Consider the following 15,413-nt stretch of genomic DNA (forward strand, 5'->3'; position numbering starts at 1 on the left):
TAACCATATTTCAGGCGTCAACAGAAGGTAAAACCGACTCCAGCCATAACTGCAATTCTTGCAAAATAAACTGCTGTTCGTCAGTCGCACTAGGCGCTAATCGTTGCAGAGATTTCATAAATTGCGGCAGTTGCGCCTGTAAATGCTCAGTTCGCCATTCTTCCCATTGTCGCAACTCATCTTCACTGAGCAAATTAGGAAAACTTCGCGCTTTATAATGCAACAATAGTGGCGACAATCGCTCATCCTGAAAATCCGGATGAAAGTCAGCCAACTCGCGCTCATCAGCATTACGTACGGCTTCAACGCGAACTTGATCACTATTGTCCAAAAATCCATCGTATAATTGCGCTTCCGGATCGGTCATTTTCTTAAACTCTGGCTTATTCTCAAATATACTGCGCAACCTTTCAGCAAAATCTGGATGAGAAAGTAAAACATCTTGGTGCTTCTGTACAGTTTCCGCATCCAGAGAAATCTTCTTCCAGCCATCGCCCTGAGTCAACACGCCAAGTGGCGAAACTGCCGGACAACGATTATATTGCAATTCCTTAACTGGCAATTTGACAAAATCCTCAGCTTGCCTTTCTTCCCATGTTGCAAATATCTTCGCCGACAATTCCTCAACACTCAGATCAACAAACGGCGTCGGATCATAACGCAAATCATAAACAATCACGCCACCATTTCGGCTCGTGGTTAGCGGAAATGCTACGGTCGTTTTGGCGAACTCTTTATCATAACGACCACTCGCATAAACAAAAGGTTTTTTATCATCGACATTCACCAGTTTCTGAACCAATTTCTTATCGCGCATTTTCAGCAAATAGTCGTACATTTGTGGCTGATTCTGCTTAATCAATTTAGTCACAGCAATCAACGCCGTCACATCCGCCAGCGCGTCATGGGCGTTTTCATGCTCTATCCCGTTAGCTTTCGTGATAAGCTCTAGGCGGTTACTCGGCTCGCCTTTATCGTCAATTGGCCACTTAATTCCCTCAGGTCGAAGCGCCCTGGTCAAGCGCACCACATCCAACAAATCCCACCTGGATCGACCGTCTTTCCAAGTCCACTCATATGGATCGTAAAAATTTCGCCAAAACAAATGACGAATAAACTCGTCGTCAAAACGAATATTATTAAATCCAACAGCAATCGTATCAGGCGTAAATATTTCCTCGCTTAACATACGCGCAAATTGAGCCTCAGTATAGCCTTCTTCGACAGTTTTTTGTGGCGTTATGCCCGTCACCATCAACGCATCAGGACTCGGCAGCGTATCGTCATTTAGTGTCACGAGAATGTTATACGGTTCGCCAATCGGCTGCAAATCCATATCGGTTCGCTGACCGGCAAATTGCATAATTCGATCTTGCCTGGGATTAAGACCGCTAGTTTCAAGATCGTAGAAGAAAAATGTTTGCGCCATATTTATATTATATCATCAAGCTCACGCTAATTTACACCAGCAGAATCTATTGCTCGATCAATGTAAACGGCATAGATTCGCCAATCTGAATCAAGCTTTCACCAATCGCCCCTTGACGCAATAATTCGTGAGTAATTCCCATTTTTCGCATAATATCTCGCAAGCGATTAACGGATTCAAACTGATCAAAGTTAGTCCGACGAGCAAACTTTTCAATCTTAGCACCCGTAACAATAAACTCAATCTTCTCATCTTCATCGTCAATCTCATTAGATTCAGCGTCAGAAACACGCCTTACAGACCAAGCATCAGAAACGACCTGATCGTCCAACGAAATTGTCGGCAAATCTTCCTCTTTTTCATCAACAATCTCAGCTTCACGCTCTCGATACCCAGCAACTTCATCGCGCAACATTCGTAGAAGCTCAGTCACTCCGTCGTGCGTCTGGGAAGAAATCGCCACAACTGGCGCTCCATTAGCTACTTTTTGAAGGGCAGTCGACTGCATAGCAATAATCTCATCATCCAAGCCTTCACACTTGGTCAGCGCTATTATCTCTGGACGCTCCGCTAATGATTCAGAATATTTTTCCAGCTCGCGACGAATTGCCTGATATTTCTCCGCAGGATTATCGCTATACACATCAATCATATGAAGCAACACGGCCGTTCGCTCGACATGTCGCAAAAACTGATCACCCAAACCTTTACCTTCCGATGCGCCCTCAATCAACCCCGGGATATCAGCGATCAAAATCGACCCATCATCAACATCAGCCACTCCCAAATTAGGCGTCAAAGTCGTAAATTCGTAATTGGCAATCTCCGGACGCGCATTAGAAACCACACTCAGGAACGTCGACTTACCAGCGTTCGGAAAGCCAACCAAACCAACGTCGGCCAATAATTTCAATTCCAACTCTGCCTCGAACTCCTCGCCAGCCTCACCAAGTTCAGCAATTTTAGGCGTTTGGCGCGTGCTAGACGTAAAGTGCGCATTTCCAAATCCACCATCTCCACCGCGAGCCACCACTGCCTGCTGCTGATCTTCGGTCAAATCCGCAATTACCATACCGTCGCGCTTCACTAGGGTGCCCATCGGCACCTTAACGATTAGCGGCGCACCACTTTTTCCTCGCTTATTACGTTTTCCGCCATCACCACCCTTTTCAGCCTTAAGCTCCGGCTTATATCTAAAATTCAAAAGCGTATTAAGATTCTTCGTCGCCAAAAAAACAATATCACCACCACGACCGCCATCACCACCATCAGGACCGCCCTTGTCGACGTATTTCTCATGACGAAAACTGACTACACCATTACCGCCTCTACCGGCGCGCACTAAAACTTTTGCAATATCTACAAACATATCTTTAGTATACCAAAAAGCACCCCCGAGAGATAGCGGAGGTGCTAATATTAACTAGTTCTAGTGGATATATAGATAACCGCCTGCACCGTTGAGCGTACGGTGAGTAATGATTCCATAACCTGCATAGTTCATATCGCTAACGTAAACCACACCGTTTTCAACTCGCTCAACAATACCAACGTGACCATAATATCCGGCAGTCGTCTGGAATATTGCACCAGGTGCTGGCGTATTATTAACCACGAATCCAGCGGCACGAGCACTTGTAGCCCAAGTATTAGCATTACCCCAGAAACTACCAATTGGACGACCAAGCTGCAAACGACGCTCGTATGCATACCATGTACAGTTACCTGCCGCATAGCGGTTGCCGACAGAAGCAGTCAACCAGCTTCGACTTGCGCTCGTAGTAGTAGACGATGCCGAAGAAGAATATCGGTTACCATAAGACCTACTTCGTGGAGCAACATAACCAGGTCGCTCATTTTCTGGAAGCTCACCTCCAGGCAACACAATTCTAGAGCCAGTAGACAACTTAGCACCGTCATCGATATCATTATATAGAACAACACGTTCAGCACTCGTCTTATACTTTTCTGCCAGAGATTGGGCAGTATCACCGTCTTTAACAGTATAGATAACACCGTCAACAAGAGGCACAACTAGAGTCTTATTCGGCTCTACAGCGTCTGAAGTTGTATTATTAGCCCAACGAAGCGTCTGAGATGAAATCTTAAATTTCTTAGCAATAGACTCCATCGTATCACCCTCTTTGGTTACGTAAGATGAAATACCACGCGCCGCCGAAGTGTCTGGCTTAACAATGTCAGGTTTTGTTATAACTTCTGTATCATTCTGAGAAAGATTCTTCTTAATCGTTAGTGAAGTTTCAGACTCGCGTAAATCACCAGCCGAAGGCAATTCCGCCGTTTCTGCCAAATTAGTTACAGCATTAGCTGCCGTTAATTCATCTACTGAAGCTGTTTTAGACTTAGCAGACTTAGATACCGATGAAACACCAGTAGTTTCAGATGATGCCAAAGTTTTTGATCTTTCAGCGGATACATTACTACCACTATTGCCGTAGATCAAAAATGATATAGTCAATAAAAATATTCCACCGTAGATTGCAAATGATTGCAGTTTACGTTTTTTACTCCGAAGAGATGTAAAATGGTTACGAATAATCGTTCTCCTTGTGCTAATGTTACCACTAGCACCTCTACCAAATTGTCTTTCTTCTCGCAATAGAACAGGATATGTTGTCGACCTAATTGATTATTATTATTCTACATTAGTTTTGCTATATCCGTAGCGACAATTTTGGCAGGTCATTTATCGTAATTCACCTCTGTTGATAAATTAGACAAATGATCTAACATCTATTTTACACAACATTGACAATAAAGTCAATAAATTTTATAAAATGCGTTTTTGTCAAGAAATCTGACACTTCTTTTGACAGTGAGCCTTGACATTAGCCTCGTGCTCTTCGTTGGTTTTTGCAAAATACGTAGTATCATCGTCGCCGCTCAGGAAATATAGATAATCAGAGTTTATCGGGTCAGCAGCGGCATTCAACGCGCTCAAACTAGGCGAAGCGATTGGTCCAGGAGTTAAGCCTTTTTGAATGCGTGTATTGTATGGCGATTTAAGATTCGGCGAGCGCTCTACCCCTGTTTTGTCAGCAATATACTGATATGTTACATCAGAGCCAAGCGGCATATTGGCTTTCAGGCGATTGTAAAATACGCTAGCAATCTTACGCTGATCCTCGCAAGTTGCCGCACCAGACCCACAGCCAATCGATTCGCGCTGAATAATCGACGCTAGTGTTATACCTTGATATAAAGTCAGCCCACGAGCTTTAAGTTTCTCCTCCAGATTATATTTCTTAACAATTTTCTCCAGATGATCAATTGAACGCTGCAAAACCTGTTCTGCGGTTTCGTCTGGAGAAATATAGAATGTTTCACCGTAAATATACCCCTCAAGCCCAGCATTTTCCGGTCTACCCGCAAAAACTGGACTGTCATACTTAGTAGCAAATGCCTTTTTTATCTGATCATCCGAGAATCCCGCCTTAAGCAACACGGATTCAACTTCTCTGCCGTCAGAATTCTTCATTTTTTTATTCAAAGTCGATCCAGGATAAAATGTTATAGCAATCTCATCAGTTTTACCGCTAGTCAAATGATTAATTATCTCATCGACAGATTGTGAAGCTTTTACAGAATAAACACCAGCCTTGAACTTACTCGCCGAATTATGGATCCTTGTGTAAATAGAAAACGCCAAAGAGTTTTTGATAATTTTATTATCCTCTAAAGTTTTGGCAATATCACTAGATCCCATACCTTCTTTAATATTGATTCTGAAGGTTTGCTGACTATTTACGTCGACAGGAGAAAGCATTTGCTTATACCACATTGTTGCCCCAAGGGTGCCGATTCCAGCGATAGCCACAACTATTGACAACACTAATAGCCAAATGCGTTGTTTACGAATTTTCATAATTCTCCTCCAAAAAGTCCTGCAAAATTATGCTAGCAGCCTCCGCATCAATCTCGCCCTTATCTTTAATTTTATTACCCAATCTCTGCTCGGCCTGCACACTTGTTAAAGATTCGTCCTGAAAAACAATCTCCGTATCAAGCTCAATGTCTTCAAATTGCTTAACAAATTCTTCTACAAATTCCGTCTGCTTTGTTGGTTCGCCAGATTGATTTCGTGGATAACCCACTACGATCGTATCAATATCGTGCCTCAATACTAGCTCTGTTATTTCCTGGACGATATTTTCATTATTCTCCAACCAACCAAACGGCACAGCGATCTTCACTTGCGAATCCGCCATAGCCAAGCCAATTCGCCGAGATCCAACATCTAGCGCTAAAAAGTTTTTACTTGACATCTTTTATCTTAAATTCGACATTAATCTTATTGATATCTTTTGGAACAGATTTAACCCAGAATGGAGAGAATTTAACGTCGACGTCTTCAACACCTTCGATAGATTCAATAGCAGACTGAACTTCTCCGTAACTCTTGCCTTTGGCTTGATCCTTTACGTTCGCTTCTTTAATATCTGGGCCAACCTTGCCATTCGTAGTTAAACGCACAGTCTGTACATTATGCGCCTTAGAAAATTGCGAGAACGCAATCTTGCTTACTCCATTGTCATAAATTCTCTGCGACTTCTTACCAGAAATCTCCTCTTTAAGCTTTGCTTCCACAAAGTTTTTTAGCTCATTCTTATCAATAGCCAACGCGCTGGCGGTAATTGTAGATTTCAGAGTTACAGCTCCAGTCGCTTCGCCGTCTACCGCTACACTTGGGTTAGGATCTGATCGGTTTTCAACGTAGCTTTCCGTTATAACCGTTGCCGAATCGCCGAATGATGACAACAATTGCTCCTTTAATCCATCAATCTTCTTTTCGCTCAGCTTGCTTTTTGCCGATTCTATATCACTAGCCGTCACAACCGTTGCAGTTTTATCGGTGCCGCCACTAGTAGCAGACCGCAGCGACGCAGAAATGTCATCAACCGAAATACTCATACTGCCAGTGGCTGCATTATACTGAGCTCCACCCTCGCTTGCGGTAATAGACCCAGAAGTAGATCCCGGACATTTATATCCTGGACAACTCCAACCCAACGTAGCTCCTGGGACAGTCACAGAAGAATTCAAAGTATAAGATAGCCCACTATTTTTCAAAATTGTACCAGCTGAAATAGTCACACTACTTGACGACGAGTTACTGAAGACAACTATTCCGGTCGCCTTTTCTCCGACATTCTTCTTGCCCGTAGCAGAAAATTCAACACTAACTTCCTTTGCTAATTCTTTCTTTACAGACTTAATGACATTAGATTTTGCGCTTGTAGCGGCTGTTTCATTCAAGCTGACGGTATCACTGACTGTCATACTAGTAGTCTTTGCTGAAATAACGACCGTGGCGTGTGGAGCAAACCAAATTGCCCAAACCAAAAATACGATCAAAAGTAAAGCACCACCGCCTATCAATAAGAACTTCTTACGGAATGTATTAAAATCAGGGACTTTCGGTTTTTTAACCATCTTTTTCAGAGAATCCAGCCCCTTAGACTCCTTCTTGTTTGCTTCAGCTATAGCATTATCTACGACAGAATCTTCATCAGATTTCTTTGATCTTTTGGCGGAATCCGCCATATCTCCAACCGCCAGTTTGCCGCCATCAATCACATCATTGTCGTCATCGACTTTCAGAACCGGAATCTCCGCAATTTCTGGCTTGCTCTGAAGCGTTTTTGCAATAGGAATTTTCGCCGTTGCCGCCAATCCAGCCAAAACCGAATCATTCGTAATCAACACAATTCTCTTATCTGCCGAAATTGCCGCCCGAGCCAGTAATCGAATATTGACGGCACTCTGTAAAACGCCAATTCTTCGAGGCGGCACTAACGCAATAATCCTCTCTTTCGACGCCTTAATCTTACTAATTATCGTCGTAATGTCGTCTTCTACATCGATATAAATAACGTCTTTATTCATTTTAAATCTTTAACAACCTATTTACTTTTTCAACTAAACTATTACCGTCTTGGCTACCGATAATTGTATCATATCCAACTCGCAACAAGCCCATTGCAGTTACAAATGTGTGATCACTAACATCTCCGGTTTCGTCAACTATCCCTGTAATATCACTCGGATTGATATATTGAACTACTGGTTTCTTAGTAAAAGGCAGGTCTTCTGGCCAGCGTCGAGTTTTCAGAGCTTCAGTAATTTTCTGTAGGCTCGATCCGCCACCACACAGTAAAATCCTATTAGGCAAATAGTCAACATTATCAAAATCGCTCAGCGCTAATTCAACGCCCGATAGCCAAACTTCCAAGGTCTTGTCGATCGCCGCGTCAACTTTTTTCTTTACGCTAGGCTTCAAATTCTCATTATCAATATTCAACTTCAGTTTTTCTGCATCTTTGAAGCTTAAATCCAGGTCAGCCGCAATAGTTCTAGTGAAACTTCGTCCACCAATACCAAACATCTTCGTGCCTTCGACTCCGCCGTCATTAACAACTGCAATATCTGTCGTGCCACCACCAATGTCCGCTAGAATCGCCGTGAAATTACTATCCGTATCCGATCCCAAAACGCTCCTACTCACCGCAAATGGCTCGGCAGCCACAGCCACCAAATCTAGCGCAAGCTCGTCCGCGACCTTCTCCAGCGCGCCGATATGAACCATCGGAGCAAACGCCGTGTAAATCTGCACCGCCACATCTCGCCCCTGAAAACTAATCGGATTCGAAACTTTATAGCCATCAATATGAATACTCACCAACGCCGAATTAACCAGCTTCACTTCAACATCCTCATTGCCAGTTTCCAGTGCAATTTGAGCCTGAGCCTTTCCCTGGGCTCGCTCCTGAACTTTCTCAATGATGAACTCCATCTCGGCAATGTCTAATGGCTTATTCGGCTGCGGCCTACGATAGCGAATAGTATTCGTAACGCCCTTAACTAATTCGCCCGCGATACCAATAACAACCCGCTTACCCTGAACGCCAGCTTGATCCTCAGCCTCAGACAGAGCCTCTTCGCAATTCGCTACAACACCAGCAATATCAGCAATCGCACCGCTGTGCATATCGCCCATTTCCTGCTGTTTTCGACCAACGCCGATAATCTTCAGCTCGTCGTCTTTAACTTCAGCGATTAACGCCTTAACCACCTCCGTACCAATATCTAAGCTAACCAATAGTTCGCGACTATCTTTATCAGACTTCTTCAACATGTCTTTCAATGCCATATAAGAAATATTATATAACGCTTGTGATTTTAGAGCAACAGTTAATTATCTATCTTAAAACAGCCTTGATTCGACGAATTCCAGCCGAACTAGATTCTTCTTTGGTGATTTTGAATCGCTTGCCATCTTCAGCCAAAACTCCAGTGTGTTCAACGTGTGGGCCGCCGCAAACTTCAAAGCTAACGATATTATCATCTTTACCAATAGAATAAACCTTAACCTCATCACCGTAACGCTCACCGAATGCACCAATTGCCCCCATGCTCAATGCCTCATCGGTCGGATATACAGCAAAACTAACTGGTAAATCCTCATCAATCCAAGCATTAACCTGATCTTCAACCGCCTGTTTTTCCTCGGGTGTCAATTTATCGTGATTAAAATCAAAGCGCAATCGATCGGCGGTAATATTGCTTCCGTGCTGCTGTAAATCTGGCGCATCCAAAACCTTACGTAACGCCGCTCCCAGCAAATGTGTCGCCGTGTGATATTTCAAATGAATAGAGTCATGACCTTCCAAGCCACCGCTAAATTGCCCCTTGCGAGCCGTCTTAGAGCGCTGCCTCTGCTCATCCATTTTCGCGGTAAATTCCTCGCGCCAATTGTCCGAAAGTTTAATTCCTTGTTTATACGCTTCTTCCGTACTGAGTTCCACTGGGAAACCAAAAGTGTCATACAAAGTGAACAATTCTTCACCAGTCAAGCCATCGTCAATGTAGCGTTGCATTTGTCGCAAGCCTTTTCTTAGAGTCTGGCGAAAAGCTTTTTCTTCCTTAACGAGAACAGCAATTATATTGTCGCGATTATTCTTCACCTCTGGAAAATCAGCTTCGTACAAATCAGCAATCGTCGGCACAACTTCTTGCAGGAAATTCTGCTCAATCCCCAAGTCAAAACTATAACGAATTGCCCGACGGAGCAGACGACGCATCACATAGCCCTGCTCTTTGTTACTTGGCACGCACCCATCAACCGCCATAAACGTCGCAGCTCTCAAATGGTCAGCAATCACTCGCATACTTTCGGTATGCGAAGCGTAATCCTTGCCGCTCAGATCTTGCAGCTTTTCAATAATCGGCCAAAGCAAACTAATCTTAAAGACGTCAGGATCATTATTTACTGCAGCCGCGATTCGCTCAAGTCCAGATCCATGGTCAATATTTGGCTTATCAAGTGGCTCAAATTGCCCCTCAGCAACTTTTTTATATGCCATAAATACGTTATTGCCAATCTCCATAAATCGACCACAATCACAGTTCGGATGACAATTTTCACCAAATTTTGGATCATGCTCAATGAAATCAAACTCATAAAACATCTCACTATCCGGGCCACACGGATCACCAACCGGAGTAGTTTCTGGACCGCCATTGCGACTCCACCAGTTTTTACTGCCATCATAAAAGAAAATTCTTTCACCTGGATTTACACCACGCGCCGCGCCCTGCTCTTCGCTGCCGATATCCGCCATTTTTGCATCAATGCCCTTTTCTGCAAACTTTTTCTGCCACAATTTAGCCGCTTCAACATCTTTATCGATATTATATTCCGGCGCACCAATAAAACACGTTACGTACAATCTCTGTGGATCAAGACCAATTTCCTCAGTCAAAAACGTCCACATCCAGCCAATTTGCTCTTCCTTAAAATAGTCGCCCAAACTCCAGTTTCCAAGCATCTCAAAAAACGTCGTATGACGATTGTCCCCAATGTCGTCGATGTCCTGCGCTCGCAAACACGTTTGAGAATCGGCAATTCTCTTGCCTTCGGGATGCGCCTCACCAAGCAAGTACGGAATCATCGGCTGCATTCCGGCGCCCGTAAATAAAGTCGTCGGATCATTAGTTAAAATCAACGGCGCACGTTCAACAACGGCGTGACCCTGTTTTTTATAAAATTCAAGATATTTACTACGTATTTTTTGGGCATTCATGAGTGTTATTATACCATAAAATAACCCCACCTTGCAGATGGGGTTTATAGTTCAAATCGTCAATCTCAACAAATTATTCAGCTACTTCTTCAGCTGGCTCTTCTTTTGGTTGATTCTTGCGAAGCTTTTCTGGATTACGGATGGCTTTGTGCTTGTCAGCTGAGACTTCCTTAACCCACTTTGGCAACTTAACGCCAGCTTCTTTCAATAACTTAACTACGCGCGGTGTTGGCTGTGCGCCATTGTCCAAATATTTCTGAGCCAATTCAACTTGGATATTTGATTCTTTAGTATGTGGATTGTAGCTACCGACATAAGCGACTACACGACCGCTTGATGGATGACGATGTGCTTCTTGTACCGCCAAGCGATATACTGGATAACCTTTGCGACCCAAACGTTGCAAACGAATTGCTAGCATAAAATTAATTCTTCCTTTAACTCTACGTTTTATTATTCCTTACTTTAGAACAGTTTACACTATTTTTCCTATAACGTCAATCTGTTTTCACGATTCCGCCACCCAAACATTCATCGCCGTCATATATTACCGCAGATTGGCCCGCAGCTACGGCACGCTCCGAAGCAGAAAGACTTACAATATCTCCGTCAATTTTCGCGTCAAATAAAGTGCCTCGATGACGCAACCGAACTTGTACATTCTTATCTTTATGCGGTGCTTGATCAATCCAATGAATATCCGCCAGCCTAAGCTCTTTTCGCCACAAACTTTCATTGTCAATTGATCGCGACACGTAAACCTCATTTTTCTCCATATCCTTACCCACAACATAATAAGGCAATCCGCCACCAACGTTCAAACCATGACGCTGACCAAGAGTATAAAAAATTGCGCCGTCATGCTTACCGACGACAGATCCCGTCTGTTGATCAATGATATTTCCTGGTGCAGTTTTAACATATTCCGACAAAAACTCGCGAATTCCAACTTGTCCAACAAAACAAATTCCCATCGACTCTTTTTTACTCGCCGTCCACAAACCACGCTCTTTCGCCATTTCGCGAACTTCCGCCTTAGTGAAATCGCCCAACGGAAATATGGTTTTGGACAAAGCCTCCGAAGTCACTCGATATAAGAAGTAGGTTTGGTCTTTATTATCATCACGAGCGCGTAACAATTTGGCTGACGAAGACGATTCATGAACAACACGCGCATAATGCCCTGTCGCGATATAATCCGCTCCAGCCGCTAACGAAGCCTCCAAAAATATCTTAAACTTCACTTCTTGATTACACATAATATCTGGGTTTGGCGTGCGGCCAGCTTGATATTCGCGAATCATGTAATCGACAACGTTTTGCTTATATTCTTTCTGGAAATCAAAAACTCGAAAATCAATGCCCAGGCCAACCGCCACACGCTTGGCGTCAGCAACATCTTCCGCCCACGGACAATGCATCCCAGGAAGATCTTCCGACCAGTTTTTCATATAAACACCCGTTACATCGTAACCCTGCTCAACCAAAAGTGCTGCGGCAACGGAGGAATCCACACCGCCTGACATTCCAACAAAAACTTTCTTACTCATCTAGATAACCCCAGAGCGAATAGCCCAATTCTCATTAATTCACCCATTGCCAGCCACCAGCCCCACGGAGTCAACCACCACCACGAACTCCAGTTTTTGTCAGAAGCAACTGGATGGCTTCGAATCTTCACATCATTAAATTGCGCTGAAAATTCGAGTTGCGCCCGACGCATATGATATCCACTCGTCACCAGAATCACATCTTCAATTTTTCGCGAATCGACAATCTTCTTCACTTCAGTGGCGTTTTGTCTGGTCGTTTCGGAAGACTCGTCCATAACAATGGCTTTCTCTGGAACGCCGCTGTTAATCGCTCGCTGGTACATAGCCTTAGCGTTGGACGGACCAGTTTTATCGGCCGCCGCGCCAGATACAACAATCAACGGCGCCCAACCTTCTTTATACAGTTTAATAGCCTCGTCAGTTCGCGCATTCGTATCGCCACCGCTGACAACAACTATTGCATCAGCCTTACGACAATCGCCTTCACCCACGCCTTGACATTTTCCCAAATCATTCGGCGACAAATATGCGCTAAGCCCAAAAATCACCAAAGCAGCAAAAACAATCAAGCCAACTAGTTTATGAATCATCGACGAGTCCTCTTCATTTCCGCTTGCACAGCCTCAATGATAAATTCGCCAGCTCGCTTTATATTCTCATCATTGTTCAACTTGCCTAAGGTAAGCCTTAGACTTCCGTCAATCTCTAATTCGCTCAGACCAACACTCGCTAGTACGTGAGAACGCGTTCCAGAATTAGCCGCGCAAGCACTGCCCGTAGCCACTAGAACTCCACGAGATTCTAATAAAAACACCAATCTTTCAGCGTCAATTCCAGAAAATGATATATTCAAAAAGCTCACCAAACTTTTTTTTATATCTGATGATATCAACATCTCAGGAAAAGCCTGCCTCAAATCTTTTACCAAATTTTCTCGTAGTTTTCGCAGTCGCTTCACTTCGGCAGAACGTCGTTTTTGTGCCAATTCCAAAGCCGTCGCAAAACCAACCACGCCAGCAACGTTTTCGGTTCCACTGCGCAGACCCAATTCTTGACCACCACCAAAAATATTGGCCGTCAAAACAACACCAGGTCGCACCCACAATAAACCAACTTGCTTTGGACCGTAAACTTTCGCCGCAGATAATGTCAATAAATCAACACCCAGCCTTTTAATCTTCACATCAATTAAAGCCGCCGCCTGCGAAGCATCTGTGTGAAAAATCAACGGTAAAGATTCGCCATTTTCTTGGCGCCTGAGTCGCTCAGTTTTTACGATTTCCGCAATCTCTTCAATTGGCTGAATATAGCCCAGCTCATGATTCACTAGCGCAATACTAACAAATCCAACATCTGGCGTTAACATTTTTTTAACCGTGTTCGGGTCTATTCGTCCATTTTTCATTGGCGGAATTAGCTTTACTTCCGAACGCGCTTTTGCGGAATTAATCACCGAATCATGCTCAATTGCCGAAATTAAACTTACGCCATTTGCTGCATTGAATGCCAAATTAACAGACTCAGTTGCTCCAGCTGTCATTATCAATTCATCAGCCATCACACCCAAACAGCGTGCCAGCCGAGCCTTCGCGTCTTGATATTCACGTTTTGTAAATATGGCGGGAGCGTACGGACTAGACGGATTGAAAAACTTTTCAGAAAAATATGGTAGCATCGAATCAATCACCAACGGATCCATTGGCGTAGCAGCAGCATGATCAAGATAGATATAGTCTTTATTCACTTTTTTATTATATCAAAGCGGCCGACCGGTTTGCGGATCTTTCTTATACAATTGCCGAGAAACTCGCTCGTAATATTCCTTAGTTGCCAAGACAAAATTCTGAAGCTCGTCGCCCTCCAAGTAACTATAGCGATAATTCGGCTGAATCTTCAAAATTCCCTTTGGTTGCACTTCATAACGTGTCGTCAATTCTTGCCGGCCACCCTTACCATCAGCAACTTCTTCATACCAAATCCAGGTATCTTTATCTAAATTAAAAAATTCTCGTCGCGCAACATACGCCGGCTTCTCGCCAAAAATTGTTGCGCCAATTTCACTTTCCAATTGGATTAGTTCGCGCTCGGTAAATTTCTTTAATGGACGATCTTTTTTACGGAATTTCAATAAAGACACCGCGTCGCTATCATCAGCAAAAACCAAACTTCGTACTTTTTTCAAAAACTTAGTCACTTATTGCACCTCGTTAGCTTTAGTTTTTCGAAGATCTGCTAACATATTGCCAATTTCTTTCACAGACTCAACAGGATCGGTAGGCTTCTCATTTTCACCAAGCACCTGTTTACAAAAATCAACCGCCTCATTATTAGGGATATTCGCTTTAAGATTATTTACGTCAAACGCAGTCTTTCCTAATTCAGGGCTTACTTTGGAATTGTCACCGCGCTGCTCGGCATCAGAAAAAATAGCGGCAAGTTTTTCGCGAGTTTCAACTTCAGGTGTTTTTGTAACACATTCCGGCGTACTATTCATTTTCTCCACTTTCAAATGCCAAAAAGTTCTTTTGTATTGCGAAGAGTAGCTTGGCTTAAAACATCAAAATCAATATTTCGCTGCTTCGCCCAATATTCAGCCACCAATCTCACATATTCTGGCTTGTTTATATTACCACGAAACGGCGCTGGTGTCAAGAATGGCGCGTCAGTTTCTAGCAACAATCGCTCCAGCGGGATTGAAGCGAACAATTCTTTCTGAAATTGATCCTTTGTGAATGTACTAATTCCATTAAGTCCAACGTACAAATTTCGCGAAAAACCTTTTTCCAAATTTTCACGCGTATCTGTAAAACTATGCAAAACACCGCGCAGTCCAGGAAAATTATCGAAGATTGGCCAAAAATCATCCCAAACTGACGACTGACCTGCGGCACCATCGCGAACATGAAAACTTACTGGCAAATCATAATCTATTGCCATTTGAAGTTGTGCCTCCAAGCCCTCAATTTGCGTTTCCCGCGGACTGTTATTGTAATAATAATCAAGCCCAATCTCACCAATTGCCACAATCTGAGAATTTTCCGTCTTATTCTCCAACAAAGTTTTGACATCTCCCCAGCCGTCTTTCGTATCGTGCGGATGAACGCCAATTGCCGCCCAAGTAAACTCATGATTCGCAGCAAATTCCACAGCTTGGCGACTACTTCGCTGGTCAGTACCGACACAAATCATGCCAATATTCGCCTCGACCGTTTCTTTGTAAAATTGCTCGCGATTGTCCGTAAAAAATTCCGTATCATGCAAATGACAATGTGAATCTATCAGACGTAAACCCTCAGTCGCACTTTTCTTATCAGCCTCAATCATAAA

At 43.5% G+C, this 15,413-nt stretch carries 15 protein-coding genes; all 15 read right to left on the reverse strand.

Annotated elements, in window-relative coordinates; genetic code table 11:
• Window positions 1-10: 10 nt before the first annotated feature.
• Window positions 11-1,429 carry an exodeoxyribonuclease I gene (sbcB, locus tag LRM41_RS02720; RefSeq protein WP_243819351.1) on the reverse strand — a complete coding sequence of 473 codons (1,419 nt, stop codon included), beginning with the start codon at window positions 1,427-1,429 and terminating at the stop codon, window positions 11-13.
• Window positions 1,430-1,475: 46 nt separating this feature from the next.
• A complete protein-coding gene (gene obgE, locus LRM41_RS02725) occupies window positions 1,476-2,798 on the reverse strand; it encodes a GTPase ObgE (protein WP_243819352.1) in 1,323 nt (440 codons plus the stop codon).
• A 60-nt stretch (window positions 2,799-2,858) separates the two neighbouring features.
• Window positions 2,859-4,049, reverse strand: coding sequence for a CHAP domain-containing protein (locus tag LRM41_RS02730; protein WP_243819353.1), 1,191 nt, complete (start codon window positions 4,047-4,049; stop codon window positions 2,859-2,861).
• A 189-nt stretch (window positions 4,050-4,238) separates the two neighbouring features.
• A complete protein-coding gene (gene mltG / locus LRM41_RS02735) occupies window positions 4,239-5,315 on the reverse strand; it encodes an endolytic transglycosylase MltG (RefSeq protein WP_243819354.1) in 1,077 nt (358 codons plus the stop codon).
• Window positions 5,302-5,715, reverse strand: a complete 414-nt coding sequence (gene ruvX, locus LRM41_RS02740) for a Holliday junction resolvase RuvX (protein ID WP_129631399.1) — start codon at window positions 5,713-5,715, stop codon at window positions 5,302-5,304. The genes mltG and ruvX overlap by 14 nt, the downstream gene beginning before the upstream one ends.
• Complete coding sequence (locus tag LRM41_RS02745) at window positions 5,705-7,336, reverse strand: hypothetical protein (protein ID WP_243819355.1); 1,632 nt, start codon at window positions 7,334-7,336, stop codon at window positions 5,705-5,707. The genes ruvX and LRM41_RS02745 overlap by 11 nt, the downstream gene beginning before the upstream one ends.
• A gap of 1 nt (window position 7,337) precedes the next feature.
• Entirely contained in the window at window positions 7,338-8,600 is a 1,263-nt protein-coding gene (locus LRM41_RS02750) for a cell division FtsA domain-containing protein (protein ID WP_243819356.1), read from the reverse strand.
• Between the two features lie 49 nt (window positions 8,601-8,649).
• On the reverse strand, window positions 8,650-10,533 hold the full coding sequence (locus LRM41_RS02755; RefSeq protein WP_243819357.1) for an alanine--tRNA ligase: 1,884 nt from the start codon (window positions 10,531-10,533) through the stop codon (window positions 8,650-8,652).
• Window positions 10,534-10,606: 73 nt separating this feature from the next.
• On the reverse strand, window positions 10,607-10,954 hold the full coding sequence (gene rpsP / locus LRM41_RS02760; RefSeq protein ID WP_129634821.1) for a 30S ribosomal protein S16: 348 nt from the start codon (window positions 10,952-10,954) through the stop codon (window positions 10,607-10,609).
• 76 nt (window positions 10,955-11,030) lie between these two features.
• Complete coding sequence (gene mnmA, locus LRM41_RS02765; RefSeq protein ID WP_243819358.1) at window positions 11,031-12,083, reverse strand: tRNA 2-thiouridine(34) synthase MnmA; 1,053 nt, start codon at window positions 12,081-12,083, stop codon at window positions 11,031-11,033.
• A complete protein-coding gene (locus tag LRM41_RS02770) occupies window positions 12,080-12,676 on the reverse strand; it encodes a YdcF family protein (RefSeq protein WP_243819359.1) in 597 nt (198 codons plus the stop codon). The genes mnmA and LRM41_RS02770 overlap by 4 nt, the downstream gene beginning before the upstream one ends.
• On the reverse strand, window positions 12,673-13,830 hold the full coding sequence (locus LRM41_RS02775) for a cysteine desulfurase family protein (RefSeq protein WP_243819360.1): 1,158 nt from the start codon (window positions 13,828-13,830) through the stop codon (window positions 12,673-12,675). Before LRM41_RS02775 ends, LRM41_RS02770 begins: the two co-directional genes overlap by 4 nt.
• Window positions 13,831-13,842: 12 nt before the next feature.
• Window positions 13,843-14,280, reverse strand: coding sequence for a hypothetical protein (locus tag LRM41_RS02780; protein ID WP_129631416.1), 438 nt, complete (start codon window positions 14,278-14,280; stop codon window positions 13,843-13,845).
• A complete protein-coding gene (locus LRM41_RS02785; protein ID WP_243819361.1) occupies window positions 14,281-14,580 on the reverse strand; it encodes a hypothetical protein in 300 nt (99 codons plus the stop codon). It lies immediately after the preceding gene.
• 11 nt (window positions 14,581-14,591) lie between these two features.
• Entirely contained in the window at window positions 14,592-15,410 is an 819-nt protein-coding gene (locus LRM41_RS02790; protein ID WP_243819362.1) for a TatD family hydrolase, read from the reverse strand.
• Window positions 15,411-15,413: the final 3 nt, after the last annotated feature.

Origin of the sequence: Candidatus Nanosynbacter sp. TM7-087 (assembly GCF_022828365.1) — a bacterium.
In the GTDB taxonomy this organism is placed as follows: domain Bacteria; phylum Patescibacteriota; class Saccharimonadia; order Saccharimonadales; family Saccharimonadaceae; genus Nanosynbacter.

What these genes read in the sequence shown, in the direction of transcription:
- sbcB (WP_243819351.1), bottom strand. Translation starts at nt 1,429, where the DNA reads ATGGCGCAAACATTTTTCTTCTACGATCTTGAAACTAGCGGTCTTAAT.
- obgE (WP_243819352.1), bottom strand. Translation starts at nt 2,798, where the DNA reads ATGTTTGTAGATATTGCAAAAGTTTTAGTGCGCGCCGGTAGAGGCGGT.
- mltG (WP_243819354.1), bottom strand. Translation starts at nt 5,315, where the DNA reads ATGAAAATTCGTAAACAACGCATTTGGCTATTAGTGTTGTCAATAGTT.
- ruvX (WP_129631399.1), bottom strand. Translation starts at nt 5,715, where the DNA reads ATGTCAAGTAAAAACTTTTTAGCGCTAGATGTTGGATCTCGGCGAATT.
- LRM41_RS02745 (WP_243819355.1), bottom strand. Translation starts at nt 7,336, where the DNA reads ATGAATAAAGACGTTATTTATATCGATGTAGAAGACGACATTACGACG.
- LRM41_RS02750 (WP_243819356.1), bottom strand. Translation starts at nt 8,600, where the DNA reads ATGGCATTGAAAGACATGTTGAAGAAGTCTGATAAAGATAGTCGCGAA.
- LRM41_RS02755 (WP_243819357.1), bottom strand. Translation starts at nt 10,533, where the DNA reads ATGAATGCCCAAAAAATACGTAGTAAATATCTTGAATTTTATAAAAAA.
- rpsP (WP_129634821.1), bottom strand. Translation starts at nt 10,954, where the DNA reads ATGCTAGCAATTCGTTTGCAACGTTTGGGTCGCAAAGGTTATCCAGTA.
- mnmA (WP_243819358.1), bottom strand. Translation starts at nt 12,083, where the DNA reads ATGAGTAAGAAAGTTTTTGTTGGAATGTCAGGCGGTGTGGATTCCTCC.
- LRM41_RS02770 (WP_243819359.1), bottom strand. Translation starts at nt 12,676, where the DNA reads ATGATTCATAAACTAGTTGGCTTGATTGTTTTTGCTGCTTTGGTGATT.
- LRM41_RS02785 (WP_243819361.1), bottom strand. Translation starts at nt 14,580, where the DNA reads ATGAATAGTACGCCGGAATGTGTTACAAAAACACCTGAAGTTGAAACT.
- LRM41_RS02790 (WP_243819362.1), bottom strand. Translation starts at nt 15,410, where the DNA reads ATGATTGAGGCTGATAAGAAAAGTGCGACTGAGGGTTTACGTCTGATA.